At 45.3% G+C, this 20,355-nt stretch carries 18 protein-coding genes; 5 read left to right on the top strand and 13 right to left on the bottom strand.

The window, feature by feature from the left end:
* Positions 1–5: 5 nt before the first annotated feature.
* Genes M1D69_RS06190 through rmgP form a run of 3 tightly spaced genes read right to left on the bottom strand, consistent with a single transcriptional unit; the run spans position 6 to position 2,600 of the window.
* The gene (locus M1D69_RS06190; protein WP_458104258.1) at positions 6–509 is read right to left on the bottom strand and encodes a lipoprotein YteS; all 504 of its coding nucleotides are present in this window, start codon (positions 507–509) and stop codon (positions 6–8) included.
* The gene (locus M1D69_RS06185; RefSeq protein ID WP_458106191.1) at positions 506–1,627 is read right to left on the bottom strand and encodes a glycoside hydrolase family 88/105 protein; all 1,122 of its coding nucleotides are present in this window, start codon (positions 1,625–1,627) and stop codon (positions 506–508) included. Before M1D69_RS06185 ends, M1D69_RS06190 begins: the two co-directional genes overlap by 4 nt.
* Before the next feature lie 7 nt (positions 1,628–1,634).
* A complete protein-coding gene (gene rmgP / locus M1D69_RS06180; protein ID WP_458104259.1) occupies positions 1,635–2,600 on the bottom strand; it encodes a polygalacturonan/rhamnogalacturonan ABC transporter permease in 966 nt (321 codons plus the stop codon).
* A 207-nt stretch (positions 2,601–2,807) separates the two neighbouring features.
* Here rmgP and M1D69_RS06175 point away from each other — a divergent pair, with 207 nt between their 5' ends.
* A complete protein-coding gene (locus M1D69_RS06175; RefSeq protein WP_458104260.1) occupies positions 2,808–5,123 on the top strand; it encodes a helix-turn-helix domain-containing protein in 2,316 nt (771 codons plus the stop codon).
* A gap of 39 nt (positions 5,124–5,162) precedes the next feature.
* On the opposite strand, the gene M1D69_RS06170 is transcribed toward M1D69_RS06175, so the two are convergent.
* The 10 genes from M1D69_RS06170 to M1D69_RS06125 form a co-directional block, all read right to left on the bottom strand.
* Positions 5,163–6,653 carry an extracellular solute-binding protein gene (locus tag M1D69_RS06170; protein WP_458104261.1) on the bottom strand — a complete coding sequence of 497 codons (1,491 nt, stop codon included), beginning with the start codon at positions 6,651–6,653 and terminating at the stop codon, positions 5,163–5,165.
* Between the two features lie 23 nt (positions 6,654–6,676).
* Positions 6,677–7,537 carry a carbohydrate ABC transporter permease gene (locus tag M1D69_RS06165; RefSeq protein ID WP_083244538.1) on the bottom strand — a complete coding sequence of 287 codons (861 nt, stop codon included), beginning with the start codon at positions 7,535–7,537 and terminating at the stop codon, positions 6,677–6,679.
* A gap of 233 nt (positions 7,538–7,770) precedes the next feature.
* Positions 7,771–8,514 carry an NAD-dependent epimerase/dehydratase family protein gene (locus tag M1D69_RS06160; RefSeq protein WP_458104262.1) on the bottom strand — a complete coding sequence of 248 codons (744 nt, stop codon included), beginning with the start codon at positions 8,512–8,514 and terminating at the stop codon, positions 7,771–7,773.
* An 85-nt stretch (positions 8,515–8,599) separates the two neighbouring features.
* Entirely contained in the window at positions 8,600–9,784 is a 1,185-nt protein-coding gene (locus M1D69_RS06155; RefSeq protein WP_458104263.1) for a cytochrome P450, read from the bottom strand.
* Between the two features lie 89 nt (positions 9,785–9,873).
* Positions 9,874–10,881, bottom strand: a complete 1,008-nt coding sequence (bioB, locus tag M1D69_RS06150; RefSeq protein WP_458104264.1) for a biotin synthase BioB — start codon at positions 10,879–10,881, stop codon at positions 9,874–9,876.
* Positions 10,882–10,883: 2 nt separating this feature from the next.
* Positions 10,884–11,579, bottom strand: a complete 696-nt coding sequence (gene bioD / locus M1D69_RS06145) for a dethiobiotin synthase (RefSeq protein ID WP_458104265.1) — start codon at positions 11,577–11,579, stop codon at positions 10,884–10,886.
* The gene (gene bioF / locus M1D69_RS06140; protein ID WP_458104266.1) at positions 11,576–12,748 is read right to left on the bottom strand and encodes an 8-amino-7-oxononanoate synthase; all 1,173 of its coding nucleotides are present in this window, start codon (positions 12,746–12,748) and stop codon (positions 11,576–11,578) included. Before bioF ends, bioD begins: the two co-directional genes overlap by 4 nt.
* Entirely contained in the window at positions 12,738–14,084 is a 1,347-nt protein-coding gene (gene bioA / locus M1D69_RS06135; protein ID WP_458104267.1) for an adenosylmethionine--8-amino-7-oxononanoate transaminase, read from the bottom strand. Before bioA ends, bioF begins: the two co-directional genes overlap by 11 nt.
* Entirely contained in the window at positions 14,056–14,850 is a 795-nt protein-coding gene (bioW, locus tag M1D69_RS06130) for a 6-carboxyhexanoate--CoA ligase (RefSeq protein WP_458104268.1), read from the bottom strand. Before bioW ends, bioA begins: the two co-directional genes overlap by 29 nt.
* A gap of 269 nt (positions 14,851–15,119) precedes the next feature.
* Positions 15,120–16,019: a dienelactone hydrolase family protein gene (locus M1D69_RS06125; protein ID WP_458104269.1), complete on the bottom strand. Its 900-nt coding sequence runs from the start codon at positions 16,017–16,019 to the stop codon at positions 15,120–15,122.
* 246 nt (positions 16,020–16,265) lie between these two features.
* Between M1D69_RS06125 and M1D69_RS06120 the strand changes: the two genes are divergently transcribed.
* From M1D69_RS06120 to M1D69_RS06105, 4 genes are read left to right on the top strand one after another with little or no spacing between them, the layout of a single operon-like run.
* Complete coding sequence (locus tag M1D69_RS06120) at positions 16,266–17,324, top strand: LacI family DNA-binding transcriptional regulator (RefSeq protein ID WP_059291799.1); 1,059 nt, start codon at positions 16,266–16,268, stop codon at positions 17,322–17,324.
* Between the two features lie 10 nt (positions 17,325–17,334).
* The gene (locus M1D69_RS06115; protein WP_458104270.1) at positions 17,335–18,612 is read left to right on the top strand and encodes an ABC transporter substrate-binding protein; all 1,278 of its coding nucleotides are present in this window, start codon (positions 17,335–17,337) and stop codon (positions 18,610–18,612) included.
* Complete coding sequence (locus M1D69_RS06110; RefSeq protein ID WP_458104271.1) at positions 18,605–19,516, top strand: carbohydrate ABC transporter permease; 912 nt, start codon at positions 18,605–18,607, stop codon at positions 19,514–19,516. Before M1D69_RS06115 ends, M1D69_RS06110 begins: the two co-directional genes overlap by 8 nt.
* Positions 19,513–20,343: a carbohydrate ABC transporter permease gene (locus tag M1D69_RS06105; protein ID WP_024122559.1), complete on the top strand. Its 831-nt coding sequence runs from the start codon at positions 19,513–19,515 to the stop codon at positions 20,341–20,343. Before M1D69_RS06110 ends, M1D69_RS06105 begins: the two co-directional genes overlap by 4 nt.
* Positions 20,344–20,355 lie beyond the last annotated feature (12 nt).

Genomic DNA, 20,355 nt, shown 5'->3' with positions numbered 1-20,355 from the left:
CACCCCTATCGGACTTCTGTTAATTGGGAAATCAGCTGCAGCGCTTCCTCTGTTTTTTCGGAGTATACAGGGATAAACGCCGCCATATTTCGATTCAGCCGAAAAGAATAGCCGTTCAGCTGTTTTTCCCCTTTCTCAATCAGAACGGCATAGACTGTTTTTTCTCCCGTTTTTTGATTTACGGCTGTATAGGGCGATGAATGTGTCAGTGACAATCCGTCTAACGGCTGAAAATTTTCCGGATCATCGTATGCTGCAAACAAGTCTTCAGGCACGATAAAGACGTCACCCTCGCGAGCCGTAATTTCAGTCAGCAGCTTTTCCGGCAAAGCGGGAAAGATTTCTGCCCTGCCTGCCTTCTTTTCAGCGGCCTCTTTTATGTTATCCTGTACGCCTGCCTGCATATCTGAAAACAGGATGACATGAATGCCGTCCGGTCTGCTTGAGCACGAAGCCAAAAACAGCACCGAGACGATCACACATACAGCCGCACATAGAGATCTTTTCATTTTTCGTCTGACCCGAGAAGCGCTTCCAATTCTGTCATCGCCAAAATAAACGCTCCCGCCCCGTGAAGGTCGTTTGTGCTCCGTTCCCGGCTGACATAATAATCATAAAATCCTGCCGACGTTCCGACACATATATCTTTGACGAGAAACGCGCCGTCTTTTGTTGTTTCAGTTTTATGCTGAATCAGGCCTTGATACGCTTTTAACAATGATGTTTTATAGGACCTGTCGAGATATCCTTTATTAATTCCTTTAGCGATGGCATACATATACAGGCACGATCCCGAGCTTTCCAGCCAGTTGTCAGATCTGTCGCCCTTGTCAACGATCTGATACCATAATCCTGTTTCCTTGTCTTGGCAGCGGCAGATGCTTTCGAGCATGTCCTGAAGTGTTTTTTTCCAGACATGACAGGTTGGGTGCTTCTCAGGCAGCTCTTCAATCATGTCTGCGAGTGACATGACGTACCAGCCGATTGAACGCGCCCAAAACTCCGGAGAGCAGCCTGTCTCTCGACTGGCCCAAGGCATTTTTTTCGCTTCATCCCACGCATGATAGAAGAGCCCGGTCTTTGGATCCTTCGTATGCTTTCTCATCAGGCCTTCCTGAAGCACAACCATGTCAAACAGCTCCGGCTCGTGCTTCAAATTGGCATATTTCAGTGCAAACGGCCCGCCCATATATAAACCGTCAAGCCACATTTGATATGGATAGCCGTCCTTATGCCAGAACCCCTGCTCTGATGTTCGGTTCAGCGTTCCGTATAAGCCCCGCAGCCTTTTTGCCGCTTTTACATAGCGTTCATCCTTCGTCTTGTCGTATAAAGGAAAAAGAATAAGGCCCGCCTGAATCGCGTCGAGTTCGTCTCTTTTAAATAATAGATTGCCGTAATCATCAATTAGGAGATCCGCGTAAGCTTTCGCATAATCAAAGTACCGTTCCTGTCCGGTTGCTTCCCAAAGACGCAAAACCCCGCATAAGAAAACGCCCTGATGATAGTGCCAGCGGTTTGCAGGCGGCAGCTCTTCAACTGTATACGTGTTCATAATCGTTTCTGCCAATGCCTCCGCGTACGTAAGAGGCGACTTTACAGCGATTGATTGATCCATTGATACCATCCCTTTCTTAATAGATTCCTTCCTCGCCAAATTTCTTCGCCAAACGATTCGCAAGCATGACCAAAATCAGCCCGACCGCCGCTTTAAATACGCCGACCGCTGTACTGTAGCTGAATTGGCCCTGTTTCAGCCCTGCAGTATAAACGTACGTATCAAAAATTTCCGCGACTTCCCTGTTTGTGGCGTTTAACAGCAAATACACATGCTCAAAGCCAAGCTCCAGCGTGTCCCCGATTTTTAAAATCAGCAAAACGACGATGACGCTTTTGATAGCCGGCAGCGTAATATGCCACATTTGCCGCAGCCGTCCCGCTCCGTCCATTTTCGCCGCTTCATAAAGCTGAGGATCAACCGCCGTCATTGCGGCCAGGTAGATGATCGTTGACCAGCCCGCTTCTCTCCAGATGACCTGCAGAATATACAGCGGACGGAACCATTCTTCGTTCAGCAGAAAATTGATTTTTTCACCGCCAAAAAACGTAATCAGTTCATTAATCAGGCCCCCGTCTACTGTCAAAAGCACAAATGACAGCGATACAACAATGACCCAGGACATAAAGTGCGGAATATAAATCAGCGTCTGAACGAATTTTTTAAAGAGTGCGATCCGCACTTCGTTTAGAAGAAGCGCTAATAAAATCGGCACCGGAAAAAAAATGACCAGATTCAAGGCGAAGAGCACGAACGTATTTTTTAACAGGACAAAAAATGTAGGCTCTGTAAACAGCCTGATAAAATGCTTCAGCCCGACCCACTCGCTGCCCCAAATGCCGAGAAACGGCTGATAATCCTGAAACGCAATCACGATTCCCCACATTGGAACGTATTTAAAAAGCAAAAAATAAATACATCCCGGCAAAATCATAAAGTACAAAAACTTTTGCTGCAGCAGCTTGTTTAGTAAGCGCTTTCTTTTTTCTTTTTTAAAAATGACTGCGTCTACAGCCGTCGCTTGTGCTTCTGCTGTTTTCATCTTTTTCAAAGCCTCCTTTCACGGGTTCTTGTTTTCACTGTAGCGCAGCGCGCAAAAGTCCGTCTACAATCATATGATCACATCCTGCCTGATCCCTTTGTCACCAAGGATTTCGCCTCTTTATCTGAACAAAAGACACCGATATTAGAAAATGATTATTGACAATATCTATCAATCTTTGGATTAATTGAATTAAGGTGTTATGAAATGGGGGGTTTTATGAAAAGAAGCCAATACAAGTTTTATTACAAACTCATCACGTTTTTTTGTTTACTCAGCACCATTCCCGTCATTTTGGTCGGTTTGTTTTCGTACGAGCACTCTCAGAAAACGGCCATCTCCAACGTTTCGGAGGAAAAACTCGACACACTCCAGCAGACCCAGCTAAGCATCGAGCACATCCTAAAAACCGTCGATCATTCTTTAACCCACTATGTGAGTTCGCCGCCTCTCCTCCGCACACTGTCCGAACCTTTGCACTCTGACCAATTTCAAATCTATGACCAAGTGAACCAAGAGCTCAACTATTTGCAAAGCTTTGATACCGATTTGTCCAACATGACGCTTGTCAGCTATATGAAAAATTGGTACATGAACAATTCCGGTTTGTACCGCATGAATACGGACTCCCTTCATGAAGCAGCCGAGGCGTATTCGAAAAAACAAGCCAGCCGGTCCTATTGGACGCTGGAAAAAAACAACCGTTTGATCTCCACAAAGGAAGGCGCTTCAGAAAGCTGCCGTTATAATATCAATTTGATTAAGCAGCTCCCGCTGAACAGCACAAACACGAAGGGACTGGCAGCCGCAAGCATCCCAAGCTGTTCACTCGTTAAAATTATGCCTGATTATTCAAGCGCAAACAGCGTGTTTATCATTGATGAAAAAGGCCGTATCATCCTTCACAACAACATGTCTGATATAGGCGATTCTCTTCAGAACGACGATTTTGTCAAAAAAATGCTGGCGCAAAGCTCCAAAAGCGGCCAGTTTGAAACAGTCATTGACCGCATTCATTATAAAGTGACCTATCAAAAATCAGACTATAACACGTGGACTTATTTTTCTCTCGTTTCCCTGCCAGAACTAAAAAAAGAAGCCAAGTCGATCGGCTGGATCACCTTTATGGTATGCTTCATTTTGTTAGCGCTTTCATTATTATTCTCCTGGCTGGGCTCCCGCCATTTTTATAAGCCGATCCGGCTGCTTTATGAATCATTTGCGCGGCACGGAGCCTTTCCAGAAAAACAGCCTCATCAAAATGAGTTTGAATTAATTGAGCAAAGCTTCAAGCAGCTCAAAAACAGAAACGACGACCTTGAAGAAACAATGAGGCAACAGGCCACTCATCTTCAGCAATATTTTATGGTCAGGCTTATGCTAGGAAAGCTGACGGATGAAGAGGTCAATAACCGCTTTGAAAGCCTCGGCTTAAAACAAAATTGGCGGCATCTCGCCCTGCTGGTGCTCCAAATTGACACGCTGAATCAGACACCGTATGAGAAAAAAGATATGGATCTGCTGTTGTTTGCCGTCAACAGCCTGATTGAGCGGAACATCCCCGCGGAAAAACGCCTCGCACCAGCAGTAATTGATAAACAGCAGGCAACCATATTGATGAATGAGAGCGGAACAAAAGAGACATTTATGGCCGAGCTGAATGATACTGCCCGGATGATTCAGGATACAGTTGAAGCTGAGCTGCACCTGTCTGTCAGTATCGGCGTCAGCCAGCCGTTTGATGCATTAGCAATGGCGAAAAACGCCTATGCGGAAGGCTTAGAAGCGTTAAAATACCGGCTGAAAGCAGAAAACAAATCGATTATCTTTTATGAAGACCTGGATCAGAAAAAAACGTTCAAAACCCATTTTCCGAAGCAGCTTCAGCATGAGCTGTTCGATGCTGTAAAAGCCGGTGACAAGGAGAAAGCAGACAAATGCCTGCACGCGATTTTACAGTCGATTTTTACACACAACACCAACCCGTACCAATTTCAGATCGCAATCGCCCGTTTTCTGAATCATGTTATTGAACTGATGCATGTACTCGGAATTGAACTATTTGAGCTTGAAGAAAACAAAATGCTGTATGACCAAATTTTTGAGCTGAAAACATTCGAGGATACTGAAAACTGGCTGAAGCAAGAATTCATTGACCCGATGACAGACAAAGTAAATGCCCGGGCCGATGCACAGTACAAAAATATTTCCGACAACATAATCCATATCATCCACCATGAGTTTGAATCCGATTTAACGCTGGACGAAATTGCCCGCAGGCTGCATTACAACCCGAACTACTTAAGCAGTATTTTCAAAAAAGAAATGGGCATTTCATTCAGCGAGTATGTCTCAAATTACCGCCACCATATGGCAAAAAGCTGGCTGGCTGAATCCGACATGGCAGTGAAAGACATAGCTGAAAAGCTCAAATACAAAAACTCGCAAAACTTTATCAGGTCCTTTAAAAAGCTGGAAGGCATCACACCGGGCAACTACCGCCAGCAAAAAAGAAGCATATAAAAACCCAAAACCGCTTGCACGTTTTGGGTTTTTTCAATATTACTTTGTTTTTTTAAACGCTTCCTCGTATTCCTGAATAATCTGTTTTCCTCCGCTTGTTTCCCATTTTTCAACTTCTTTATCAAACTGGCTTTCTGTAATTTCTCCGATCATATATTTATAGGTGGCATCGTCTATCATTTTTTTCAGTTCATCTCCGCGTTCAGACTCCGCGGCGGAATACAAGCTCTCTGCCGGATTGGAGATGATGATGTTTTCATTGTCTTCCGTCAGCTCCTCGTACGCTGTCCGCAGCGGATCACCGGTGTTTTTTAAGTAGGCTTTATCAATGGCGATTAAGGCGGACAGCGGCTGAATATCAGTCTGCCAATCTTTTACCTGGCTTTCTTTTCTTGTGAATGTTTTGCCTTTTCCTTTATTGTAATGGACCCCGTCCATGCCGTATGTCATCAGGCTGTAGACGTCCTCTTCGGCTATTCGGTCAAAGAACGCCAAGATCCGTTTCAGCTCGGCTTCTGATTTCACACTCGTTTTCGGAAAAGCAAATACACCGTTATGCCCTCCTGACGCCCATACACGCTCTTTTCCATCAGGGCCTTTTATGCGGTTGATGATCTCCAGCTCCATTGATTTATCGGAAGCATTGTCACGCAAATTGACAGCGTCCACCATATTCCCGATATAGATGCCGGCTTTTCCTTGAGAAAACAGCTCCTGCTGCTGGGTTTTGCTTGTGACCGGAAAGTCTTTATTCATGTAGCCGTTATCACGCAGTTTTTTCATGTAATCCATCGTGTCTTTGTATTCTTTCGTCATGAAATCAGGCGTAAATGTGCCGTTTGATTCCTTCCAGTCTGTCGGCATGCCTTCATATGAGCCAAGTGTCTTAAAAGCGCCGTAAATCAGATCATTTCGGTCAGTCAATCCGAATGTATCATCTTTTCCATCCTTGTCCGGGTCGTTCTCTGTAAACGCTTTGGCAACTTCATAAAGATCATCCAGCGTTTCCGGCGTTTTCAAATTCAAATTGTCCAGCCAGTCCTTCCGAATGACGATGCCTTGTCTCGAGAGGGGACGCTCTCTGTATATCCCGTAAAGCTTGCCATCGATTGTGACATTTTTATTAATGAGTTTATTCATCTTGTTTAAATTCGGATAATCTTTGATATAATCGCCGATTTCCCAGAACATTCCCGATCTGAAGGCATTCATGACAGACGAATTTTTAATGTCTTGAATCGTCACGATTTGCGGGAGATTGCCGGCTGCAAGCGCCGCATTCAGTCTGTCTTCTTTTACCGCATCAGGAACCCACGTGATGTCCAGTTCTGTATTTGTGAGCTTCTCAATTTCTTTGATCGCCCTGTCTTTCGGCGGCTGCTGGTGATACAAAATCGCCATCATAGACAGCTTTACCTTTGAATCCGAGTCCGCCTTGCCTGATGATTGATCAGCCCCTTTACAGCCCGCCAGCACTCCGCCAAATGCAAGTACAAGCACAAGCAAAAACACCCTCCATTTGTTACCCATCGTACCCCTCCGTTTCATTTTCTTTATCCTTTGACAGACCCCAGCAAAGCCCCCTTTGCAAAATGCTTTTGAATAAATGGATAGACCAGCAGAACCGGAATGGTTGCTACGACTATTACTGCCATTTTGATCGTTTGCTCAGGCGGCGGGCTGCCCGAGCCCATTTCCGACATATCCCCTTGCACCCCGCTTGATACAATCACGATTTGGCGCAAAAGCACCTGAATCGGCCACTTAGCTGAATCATTTAAGTACAAGATCGCCGTCATATACGTATTCCAGTACGTCACCGCATAAAACAGTGAAATCGTTGCGATCGCTGGAAGAGACAGCGGCAGCACAATTTTGAAGAAAATCCCCAAATCATTGCAGCCGTCAATTTTTGCGGACTCTTCCAGGCTCGCCGGGATGTTTTGAAAGAAGTTTTTCAGAATGATCAAGTTAAAGGCATTAATCGCTGTCGGCAAAATAAGGGCCCAGTAAGAATCGAGCAATCCAAGCGATTTGACCACCAGGAAAGTCGGAATCATTCCGCCGCTGAAGAGCATCGTAAATACGACAAGAAACATGAGCGGCTGCCGCCCAATTAAGTCGCGGCGGGATAAACCGTAAGCCATCAATGAAGAAAGAAACATGCTGACCGCCGTGCCTACAACTGTTACAAACACAGAAACGAGCAAGCTTTTATAAATGATATCTGTCGAAAAAATGTAACGATAGGCATCGAGCGAAAAAGTGGTCGGTATTAAGATGAAAGTTTTCGAAACCACTTCCTCTACTGTGGCAAAGGATGCTGCGATGACATGAATAAACGGAAGTACGCATATTAAAGCGAACATCAGCAAAAATCCGTAAATCAACATATCAAACAGACGATTTTTCAGTGAATGTGCGATCGTTCCCACCTCTCTTTTGTAAGCGTTATCATTATTTTCTGAACGAGCTGCAGCTGTGACGATATCGTGTCTAAAATGTAGCAAATGTGCGATTGCCATGTCTATAATCATTTGAACACTGTCCCTTGCCCGGCGGCATCGGAACTGGCTTGAAACCGATCATAAAAGAAAAAGAGCATAATCTTAGAAAATGATTATGCTCTGTTATTGCCGTTCTCTTCCTATTTCAGAAGGTCAGCCGTATTCATTTGAGGCGCAAACCCAAGCTCCTGAACCGCGGATTCTATCGACCACGGCTTGCCGGGATTGTCAGAGACGGCGTAATAAGTGCCATAACGGATATTCGTTTCAATGGCTGCTTTAAATATCGACAGCAAGTCCGGATGGGAAAGAAGCGTTTTTTTCGTCCGGTCGTTCTCATGCAGTGTATCCATTTCATCTGTGACGACCGTTCCGATTCGAAGGTTGATGACAGAGAGCTTATTTTCCAGATAAAACAGGTGGCCGATATGTTCCGAGGTCAGCTTTAGGACGCCGTATAGATTTTTTGACAGCGGATAATCGTCGGTTGTGATTTCCCGCCCTAAGAGCGAACGCCCGTCTTTTTCGTACACATCTGTCACATGATTGCTGCTGGCGAAAACAACCTTTGGGATGCCGAGCTCTGCTGCCGCACGGCACAAATAGTAGCTTGCTCTATAAAAAATATCCGTCATTTTTTCAAATTCTGCTGTGTCCATGACATCGTATTTGATTTTGACAGCGAGTAAGTTCACGATCACGTCTGTATCTCCCGGAATCTTTTTCAATAGATCCTCATAGTTTGACGCGTCTGCCTGAATAGCGGGTGCTAAGCCTTCGTAGCGGTCTTTATCCAGCACCGTCACCTCGTACTCAGACTTAAGCCCTTTAGCCAATGTCCTCCCAATCACACCATTCCCGCCGGCGATCAGCACTTTTCTCATATGTTCACTCCCCTTTTTTATAGATTGCCCATTTTCGCGGGGGATGACACGTTTTCAGCATTCACATGGCTTCCTTTAGCCTTCATTAAAAAATAACCGGCAGCTCCATAAGCGCTCTAAAACCAATTAGCTTCCGGTATCGCACTTCAGAAACAGCGAGCTGCAGGCCGGGCATGCGCTGCAGAAGAGTGTTGATTGCAATTTGTGCTTCTAGCCGTGCCAGCGAGGAACCTATACAAATATGGTGGCCCTGTCCGTATGAAAGATGGGGATTAGGGCTTCTGGTGATATCGAATTCATTGGCATGCGCGAATACTTTTGGGTCTCGATTGGCAGCCCCCAGCAGAATATAAACATGCTCCCCTTGTCGAATCGTTACGCCATTCATTTCAATATCTTCTAACGCAACACGGGCTGTCATTTGTGTGGGGCTTTCATAACGTAAACATTCCTCAACTGCGGTATGAATCAGAGCTGGGTTTTCTTTGAGCTGCAAAAGCTGTTCTCGATGCTGCAGCAGACAAAGAAGTGAGTTGCTGATGAGATTCACTGTGGTTTCATGTCCGGCGATCGCCAGCAATATACACGTTGATGTCACTTCCTCCTCCGTCAGCTTATCAGCCTGTCCTTCCTTCAGCAGCATGCTGATCACGTCATGCTGCGGTTTTTGTTTTCGTTTTTGAATAAGTTCTCTAAAATACTCCCTCATCATTACAGTGATCTGATTGCCATCTGTTAACACCTTTCTTGATCGGGTAAAATCAATCGTTTGAACAAGGCTTGACGCCCACTCTTTAAATTGATCCCTTCCTTCTGCCGGCACACCTATGATCTTAGCTATAATGCTGCTTGCCAAAGGAAAAGCAAAGTCAGAAATCAGTTCCATCTTTTTTTCACCTTGCACTTGATCAAGCAAATGATGGACAGTTTCATTTATAAATGGGCGATAGCCCTCTGTCATTCTCGGAGTAAATACCCCGCTGACCGGCATACGCAGGCGCCTGTGATCAGGCTGATTCTGAAACAGCATCATCTGCTTCTGGACATGATTCAAATCCTTATATTTTATAGAGGTCTCAGGCAACGGGACACGTGTTCTGAATCTGGTATCTTTCAGAATTGCTGCCGCTTCCTCATATCCCGTGACATACCAGCCTGGATACTTCAAAACATTCCCTTTATATAAAGGGTGTGCAGAACGTAATGTATCGTAAAAAGGATAAGGGTTTTTAAAAAACGCAGAAGGTGTAAGTGAAATTGAATTTGTCATATGCTCCCTCTCATGATTCTGACATCATCATTTTGACTCCATAAAAATAAAAGCAATCGACATGACACCGATTGCTTCTATTCTTGCTTTCAGCTATTTGCACTTAAACTGGCTTTCATTTCTTCGACCGATTCTACTTCAAATCCTAAATCACTCAGCATTTTATGATCCTCCGTCTCCTCCTGTCCGGAAGTCGTTAAATAATCTCCGACAAAGATGGAGTTGGCGGCGTACAGCCCCAATGGCTGCAATGAACGGAGATTGACCTCTCTTCCTCCAGAAATGCGGATTTCTTTTGACGGATTGATATAACGGAACAGCGCCAGTACTTTTAAGCAATACAGCGGGTTTAATTCATTTACGCCTTCTAATGGTGTGCCGTCAATCGCATGCAAAAAATTCACCGGAATGGAATCAGCGTCAAGGGCCTTCAAGCTTTGTGCGATATCGATGACATCCTGTTTCGTTTCCTTCATCCCGATAATGGCGCCAGAACATGGAGACATGCCGGAGGTTTTTGCAATCTCAACCGTATTGATCCTGTCCTCATACGTATGTGACGTGGTAATGTTTGAATGATTTCTCTGTGATGTATTGACATTATGATTATACCGGTCTACTCCGGCTTCTTTCAGCCGCTTCGCCTGCTCCGGCTTTAACAATCCGAGACACGCACAAACTTTCAGTCCATACGTATCTTTTATTTCCTGTACCGCTTCTGCGACCTGATCCACTTCTCTGTTGGACGGCCCCCTGCCGCTTGCTACGATACAGTATGTACCTATATTTAAATCATGCGCCCGCTTTGCGCCTTCCAGAAGGGTTTGCTTATTCACCATCCGGTAACTCTCAATCGGCGCTTTTGAAATGGCAGACTGGGAACAATAGCCGCAATTTTCCGGACAGAGCCCTGATTTTGCATTCATAATCATATTGAGCTTTACTTTTTTTCCATAAAACCGTTTTCTGATGTGAAAAGCTCCATGCATCAAAAGCAAGATGTCTTCATCTGGACAGTTTAAAATCGAAAGCGCCTCTTCGTTGGTCACCTCTGCTCCGCCCAGCACCCGGTCTGCAAGTTCCATCCATTGATTCATTTTCATGCCCCCACTCGATTGATCAGTAATGATAAATCTATATGGTCCTTCACCATATTCTGAATCGTTTCTTTTGTTGTGTTTATCAGCTTTGGCGTCACTCCTAATAGCGGCACACCGCATAAGCGCTCAATCATCTCAGGATTGGTTTTTTCATCATAATCAGGAGAATCACTGATTCCATTGATGACGATTCCGGCGATTGGAAGGCCCATGCTTTTGGCATATTGAACAGTTAAAAAAGTGTGATTAATCGTTCCAAGATGAGGGCGTGCTACAATAATCACCGGAAGCTGTAACGCTTTTATAACATGACTGACTAAAAAATCCTCTCCCAATGGCACAGAAATCCCGCCCGCACCTTCTACGATGAAGCAATCATGTTTTTCTCTTATCCGCTCCCAATGGCGTAAGACCTCTTCCATTTTGACAGCCTTTCCCTCCAGCTTTCCTGCAACGTATGGAGCTAGCGGCTCCTTGAATGCAAAAGGCGTAATCTCTTCATGTGAAAGACTCGTTTGCGACATCTCTTTCAGCAGGCTTGTGTCGCTCTCTGGATGATGAGGGGAGATCCCGCTTAGAAATGGTTTAAATACTCCGACATCCATTTTATTTTCCCGCAATAAGGCTGCTAGACCGCAGGATATCACCGTTTTCCCCACTTCTGTATCTGTTCCGGTTACAAAAAAACCTCTCATGGAATGATGTTCAGCTCCTTTCCGATTGAACGAAATGCATCCAGCAAATGATCAATATCCCTCATACTGTGCCCAGCAGTGATGGTTAATCGGATACGGCTTTCTCCTGGCGCAACGGTCGGCGGACGAATGGCAGGGGCATAGATTCCTATGTCCTGCAGTTTTTCAGCAAACGTGACCGTTTTTCGGGTATCGCCGATGACCACCGGAATAATCGGTGTATGATGCCCTTTCACCACATAGCCCATGTGCTTCAGATTCGTTTTGATCATCTGGATATAAAAATATAAAAGCTGCCGTTTTTCCTTGCTGGCCTCCATGATGTCTAACGCCTCATGGGCAGCTGCACAGCTTGCCGGCGGAATAGCGGTTTGAAAGATAAACGTTCTGGCATGGTTCAGCAGAAAGTCGATGAATACTGCTGAACCTGCCGCGAACCCCCCTTCCGCTCCGGCAGCTTTGCTTAACGTGCCGATGACAATGTCAGGACAAACACCAAAATGTTCACTCGTCCCTCCTCCTGATTCGCCCAAAACACCTGTTGCATGCGCATCATCAACGATCACGTAAGCATTGCAGCGTTTAGCAAGGGATATGATCTGATCAAGAGGGGCAATCGTGCCATCCATGCTGAATACCCCGTCTGTTACGATAAAACGGCGCTGGTACCGCTGTGTTTCTTTCAGTTTTTCTTCAAGATCAGCCATTTCGATATGGCGATAAATGACCGTATCAGCCTTAGACAGGCGGCAGCCATCGATGATACTTGCATGATTTAATTGATCACTTAAAATGACGTCCCCTTTTTCAGGCAACGAAGAAAGGACACCGACATTGGCTAAATAGCCGCTTGAAAACAGTAAAGCCGCTTCTGTCCGTTTAAAACCGGCAATCTTTTTTTCGAGTTTTTCATGCCAGATCGAATTGCCCGTCGTTAAACGTGAGCCGCTGCTTCCCGCCCCAAATTGCTGCAGTGCTTCTTGGGCTGCAGAGATCAAGCGGCTGTGGCTCGCGAGTCCTAAATAATTGTTTGACGACCAGACCGTTTGATTTTTGCCATCAATCGTCACCTCCGGAATTGGAGGGCCGTTCATTTTTCGCAGTGTACGGTATACGCCGGCTCCCTTCGCTTTGTCTAACCGGCGGCTTAACCAGCTGTCAATGCTCAAGGCTGGTTACCTCTTGGATCGCTTCTTTCATAATAGACACCATTGCTTCGAGCTCTTCAGCCGTGCTGGCAAGCGGTGGCAGAAATGCAATTACATCGCCGAGCGGTCTCGTCAGCATCCCGAGCTCTCTCATTTTCAAAGAAACTTTGTACCCCACCCGCCGATCAGCAGGATAAGGCCGTTTGGTTTCCTTTGACTGAACAAGCTCTGCGCCGCACATAAAGCCGAGCTGCCGAATATCCCCAACGTGAGGAAGAGCATGCAGGTCCTGAAGAAGTAAATGGAGCTTTTTACTTTTTTGCGCGACTTGTTCAACGATGTTTTCAGATTCAAATAATCTCAGGTTTTCAAGAGCAACCGCACAGCCAAGCTGATTTCCTGTATAGGAGTGACCGTGGAAAAAGGTTTTTTGTTCTTTGTACTCATCGTAGAATGCCTTATAGATGTCTTCGGTGGCAAAAGTGACAGCTATCGGCAAATAGCCTCCTGTAATGCCTTTGCCGGCAGCCATCAGATCAGGCTGAACATTTTCGTGCTCACATGCAAACATTTTCCCCGTACGCCCAAAACCAGTGGCAACTTCATCAACAATCATTAAGACATCGTAAGCTGTACAAAGCTCGCGCACGCCTGCCAAATATCCTTCCGGCATCACGATCATACCGGACGCTCCTTGAACCATTGATTCAATGGAAAGCGCCGCAATTTCGTGATGGTGTTCCTTCAGCAGCTGTTCAAGCGCATAGAGACACTCATCACGGATCTGCACAGGATCGCCGCTTCCCGAGCGGTATACATAAGGGATCGGAGCTTTATAACTATCAAACATTAACGGGCCATAGACGTGGTGGAACAGTTCAATTGAACCGACACTGACGGCACCGATCGTATCGCCGTGATACCCATTTTTCATTGCAATAAATTTTTGTTTCTCAGGCTTTCCGATGTTCTTCCAATATTGAAACGCCATTTTTAGAGCAATTTCCATCGCTTCTGCACCGCTGTCTGAATAAAAAACACGCGTCAGCTTCTCCGGACTGATCTCGGTTAATGTCTCGGCAAGTTCAGTCGCCGGAACGTTGGTCATGCCCAATAATGTGGAGTGAGCAATTTTTCCAAGCTGTTTTATGATGGCCTCATCTAATTCCTTTTTGCGGTGCCCGTGCACATTAAGCCAAACGGAAGAAAAGCCGTCATAATATTCCTTGCCGTTTATGTCTTTTACTTTGATTCCGTTGCCGCTTTCGATAATCAAGGGATGTTCATCATAGTCTTTCATTTGAGTAAAAGGCAGCCAAAGATGTTTTTTACTTTTTTCTATCAAATCTTGAGTCATCATCTTCCTCCCACTCTATCAAAATAGGCTGCTTCTCGAGATCATTTATGTATGTGTTTACATTTACAGAGCCGTCAGCAAAAAAGATTCGGCAGCCCTCTTCAGTCCCGTATTCTTTCATTGCTGTAATACGCTGATAGCCCAATTTTTTACCCGCGACGTAGCCTGTTATGTAATCAGGGTCATCCGACCAGCATAATTCTGCAACGGTTGCCGGATGCTCACTCACCTTTGAAGCAAGTGCAAGGGCCTCTTTTATCCTTGGGTTTGATGGTGCGCCATAGCGTTGTGCCCATTGTTCAAAATTGAGGTCGGGCCAATCCATTCTGGACACCCGTACACCTTTATCGTGTGTTTGATCAATTCGTTTGCCAGTATGAATATCAAACACCACCGCTCCCCTGATACCTGACCATTCAGTAATTTGTTGATATGCTTTTTCAACCACTTTTCTTGGAACACCCGCTCTCTCCAATAAGAATCGGGCAAGACTTTGTCCCTCTTCCGGGGATTCCACTTCATTTGTCTTCATAGGTAATGGATGAATCTTCTTAACCGGCTCATGTACCTCTTCAAATTGAATTTGCATAAAATCCGGTTTTCCTCTAGAGTGAGATAACCCTTTTTCTAATAAGGCATTCACCGTACGTTTCATATTATCGAACGTGATGAGCCGTTCTCCGCCGGATATATGCTTTCCTCCATCTTCGTGAGACCCATTCATAGAAGCTCTCATTCTAACACTGTAAAATGTTTCTTCTTGCATACCTTCTCGCCCTTTCAGCTTTGATTACAGAAGAAAGCAGACTATTTGTTAACCATTTTAAAATTAAGGTTAACAAATAGAATACTATTATGTATATACAATTCTGTCAATATCAGAACACCATTTCCTCATAAACAAAATCTATTTATCATGTATATTCCTGATAACTGTATTGATCCGCTAGAAAAAGAAGAGACGGGCAGATGCTCGCCTCCTTACCGGTTTAGAACCATTTCAGAAAAACACGTAAAGCTTGCCCTTTTTCACTGTCACAGCCACTTTTTCAAAAACCGCAGAGCTTCATGCCTCATCCTAGCTGTCTCAAAATGCCCTGAAGCGGAGCGCACCATACGGTAACAATCAGAAGCCCCTTTTTCAGCGTACAAAGCTGTTAATTCTTTTTCGATTTTGTTCACTCCCTCAGCGGGTGTCAGCCGATCATGTATGCCGGCAAGACTAAGGTGCGGGCGCGGTGCGATCAGGCTTTGGATATCTGATGCAGAAAAGTGCTTGGCAAGCGACGGAACATAATAATAAAAGCCATGCCGGTCAAGGTTCTGTGTTTCAATCAGTACATGATGGTCAACCTGACTGCATAAATCCACACATGCCTTAATCCGTTCATCAAGCGCCGCTGTCCACCAAGCCATCAAGCCCCCCATAGACATGCCGATCGTTCCGATTCTGTCAGGCTGAATATCAGGGCGGTTCTGCACATAATCAATGGCTCTTATACTGTCGTACATCATCATGCCCCACATCACTCTGCCCGTCAGAAGCATCTCTTTAAAAATCTCGCTTTCTGATTTTCCCCGTCTGTCTCCAAACCCCCAATGATCGATTGCCAATACGCCATATCCGAGAGAAGTCAGCTCCCGAGCAAAAGAAGGCGTTTTCAAATAATCCGCTCCCTCAAGCAGTTCACTTTTTCCCCGTTCATACTGCCCGCCATGCGAATGCTGAAATAATATAACCGGGCACCGTCCTTTTGCTGCTTTCGGCTTCACAAAATATGCAGGCACCTTTTCAAGCCCATTTAAATCAAGCAGCAGCGTTTCAATCATATATCCCTCTTTTTCCTCAATACGCAGCGTTTCCGCCCCCGTATGCTTCCGATCAGGCAAATCACCAAGCAATCGAAACAGCAGCTCTCTTTTTTCGTTACTCATCCCATCACCCTTCCTTCTTCGCTTATCTTCAATGTACGAGACGAATTTGTTATTCCCTTTATTTTTCACACAGCATACAGAAACAAAAATCGTAGTTTACTAAACTTTTACTAAATATAACGAAATATTCTGAAATTCATTATTGTAACCGCTTACTTTCATATGGTAGTATCAATTTATCAAAAATGTATGAGTAAAATATTTCTTTTGTTTTAGTAAATCTGATTCAAATGAAAGGGAGTAACCATGGTTCGTATAAAAGATATCGCCTTAAAAGCGAACGTTTCAAATGCTACTGTTTCGAGAATTTTAAATGAAGATCATTCGCTTTCTGTGGCTGGTGAAACGAGACAAAGAGTGATCAGTATCGCTGAAGAGCTAGGCTATCAAACTGTCGCTAAACGCCGAAAAGCCCGCGGACAAAAACAGCGCGCCCAGCCGCTTATCGGGGTGCTGAGCTGCTTATCTCCCGATGAAGAACGGCAGGATCCTTATTTTTCTTCTATTCGCAAAGGAATTGAAAAAGAATGCTTTGAACAGGAAATTTTTATTACAAACTCCATCCATCTCGGTTCCTTCCAAGAGCATATTTTTCGGGAACTAGACGGTATTATTGTTATCGGCCGTGTCCATGACGAAGCCGTTCAACATATCAGCGGCCGATTGGAGCATGCTGTATTTATCAATCATTCTCCCGATCCGCAGATATACGACTCGATTGGGATTGATTTTGAAGCCGCCGCACGCCAGGCAATTGATCACCTTTTCGATTTAGGTTACCAGCGATTAGGCTATATCGGCGGGCAGGAGAAGGAGCATACACTGAGGGACGGCCAAAGCATTCGCAGAACAATTGAAGACAAACGCCAGACTGCCTTTTTGCAGTCCGCCCATCCTCAGCCTGAACACGTCCTGGTCGGCGATTACAGCATGCGCGAGGGCTATCGCCTGATGAAAAAAGCCATCACTCAAGGCAAGCTGCCGGAAGCCTTTTTTATCGCAAGTGATTCTATGGCCATCGGCGCATTGAAAGCACTTCAGGAAGCCGATCTGCATGTGCCGCGAGATACAGCCATTGTCAGCTTTAACGGCATTGAAGAGGCCGAGTTTGCCAGCACACCTTTAACCACCGTGAAAGTGCATACAGAGGAAATGGGCCGCACAGGCGTAAAACAGCTTCTCGACCGCTTTAACGGCCGAACAATTCCTCATCAAGTCACCCTGCCGACAACACTGATCATCAGGCAAAGCTGCGGATACACAGCTAAGGAGGTGACGCAAGACAAACGTTCATCAAGATCATAAGGAGGAAAAGATGAAACACATATTTGTTTTATTTCTCTCTCTTATTCTGCTGATTCTGCCGGGCTGCTCATCTGAAGAAAGCGCTGCAGATACGGGCAAAAAGACGTTAACCATTTATTCTACGATGTCAACGGACAGTGAAAGAAACACATTCAGAAAACTAGCCGCTGCGTTCGAAAAGGAAAGCGGCATTCACGTCAGCATTCATTTCCCAGGCAATGACTATGAAAATATGATGCGTGTCAGAATGGCCGCCAATGATCTGCCTGATCTCTTTGATACTCATGGCTGGGGGAAAATCAGGTACGGGGAGTATACAGCCGATCTCCGGGATATGGACTGGACTCAGAATCTTGATCCAAATTTAAACAGCATCCTTAAAAACAAAAGCGGAAAGGTATACGCATATCCGATCAACCAGGCAAAGGACGGCCTGGCGTACAACCGCAATATGTTAGACCGTTTCGGCATTGATCCGCCGGAAACGATGGATGATTTTATAAGAGCACTGAGAACGATTAAAGAAAAAAGCAATGGAGAAATCGTTCCTTTCTGGTTCGCCGGATATGATAAAAGCTCTTTCGCCCAATATTATGACCAATTCGCAACACCTCTTCTCATCACAGACCCTGCCCATAATGAAAAGAAACAGCTCATTGACGGTACCTTCAATTGGAGCAAATTTACTTATCTTTCAGATACCCTCAAACAAATGCAGAAAGAAAAGCTCATCAATATCGATGCCGTAACAGCAAAAAAATCACAGCTCATTGAGTTAATGGCTCAAAACAAAATTGCTTTTACCATGCAAGGCGGCACCCTCGGCCAAGACGTCGCCCAAATTAACCCGAATGTAAAGGTTGGGATTATTCCGACACCAGCTATTCACTCCGGTGATGACCCGATATGGATTGGAGGCGAACGCTATACCCTGGCAGCATGGAAAGACTCCCCTCATTTAAAGGAAGCAAAGCAATTTATCGCCTTTATGGCTCGTCCCGCCCATGCGAAAGAAATGGCTGAAGCCACATCGCTTCCTTCAGGGCTGACCAATGTAAAAGCCGATATTTTCTATGCCAAAGACTATCAGCATTATCAGAATATGAAAGTCGAGCCCTATTTCGACCGATTGTACCTGCCGAACGGGATGTGGGATGTGATGGGAACGGTCGGCCAGGAGCTTGCGGCAGACATTTTGACACCCAACGAGATTTCTAAAAAGCTGGGAAGAGAATATAAACGACTCCGGGAGCAATCTGGAACACAGGGAGCTGAAAACAATGAGTGAGATCGCAAGAGATGTTCATGTAAAACAGGTCAAGCCGAAAAAACAATCCTCACTTTGGTGGATGTATATTCCGGCTCTGCTCTCCGTTTTGATCTTCATGATTTATCCGTTTGTAAAAGGCGCTTTTATCACTTTCACAAACTGGAACGGATTTTCTCAAGTTTATCAGTGGGTCGGTTTCGCTCAGTATGAAAGGCTGTTTGCTGATCCCGACACATGGCATATCTTAAAAAACACGCTGCTATACGGACTCGGCAGCACCTTTTTTCAAAACGTCATTGGGCTTCTGTACGCCCTGCTGCTAAATCAAAGCATAAAAATGAAAGCGATAACAAGAACCGTTGTGTATTTGCCGGTGATGATCAGTCCGCTCATTATGGGCTACATTTGGTACTTTTTCTTTTCTTATGACGGAGGCGCGCTTAATGACCTGCTTGGCGTTTTCGGCATCACCCCGATCAACGCGCTCGCCAGTCCGTCTTCGAACCCATGGATCATCGTCATGATTAACACGTACCAATATGTCGGCATCGCCATGATTGTCTATTTGGCAGGCCTGCAAAGCATTCCGAAAGATTACTATGAAGCAGCTGAAATGGATGGCGCGACACGGGGCCAGCAGTTTTTCGGCATCACCCTGCCGCTGTTAATGCCCTCGATCACGATCAATATGGTCATTAACATTATTGGGGGCTTAAAGCTGTTTGACGTAATAATTGCGCTCACTGCAGGCGGACCCGGAAACGCGTCACAATCGATGTCAACGTTTATGTATGACCTGTATTTTAAACGGCAGGATGCCGGCTATGCTGCGACACAAGGCATATTTATGGCATTTGTCATTTTGATCATCAGCTTTTGCGCGCTTGCGTACTTTAAAAGAAAGGAGACGGAAATGTCATGAGAGCCGCCCGCTCAAACAAACTGCGTTTTATTACACTTCTCGCTGCCATTGTAGCCTGTGCGCATTTCATTCCTTTTTACATTCTGCTGACCACTTCATTGAAAGCAAAAGGAGATTACAGTTCCAAATGGCTGTTTCCGGCTGATATTTCCTTTCAAAATTTTTCTGAGGCATGGGAGCGCGCTTCACTTGGCAACTCGTTTATCAACACAATCATCATCACAGGCGTTTCGGCATTGTTGTTAATCATATTCGGCTCACTGGCCGCCTACCCTCTTGCCCGGCGGGAAACCAAGCTGAATAAAGCCGTTTTCGCGCTGCTGATTTCAATTATGATCATCCCTCCGTTAACGTCCATGGTGCCTTTGTACAGAATGGTCGTGGACGCCGGCATGGTCAATACACACGCAGTCGCCATTTTGATCAATACAGCGGCGTATATGCCATTAACCGTGTTTTTGTATTCCGGCTTTATCCGTTCAACCATTCCAAAAGAGCTTGAAGAAGCGGCAAGAATGGATGGAGCGGGAATGCTGAAAATCTTTTTTACGATCGTATTTCCTTTGCTGAAGCCGATCACTGCCACCATCTGTATTATTTCCTGTGTCTTTATATGGAATGACTATCAATTTGCGATTTTCTTTTTACAGGATCAGAAGGTGCAGACACTTACTGTCGCAATGGCCGGATTTTTCGGAGAAAATGCCAACAATCTGCATTTGGTCGCCGCGGCTGCCATCATGGCAATGCTGCCGATGGTCATTCTGTTCCTGGCGCTGCAAAAATACTTTATTGCCGGGCTGTCATCAGGCGCGGTAAAAGGATAATGAATTCAAGGA

The sequence above is a fragment of the Bacillus sp. PK3-037 genome (genome assembly GCF_054161355.1).
Note: the sequence above shows the minus strand (reverse complement) of the source record. Positions and strands in the feature narration are given on the sequence as shown.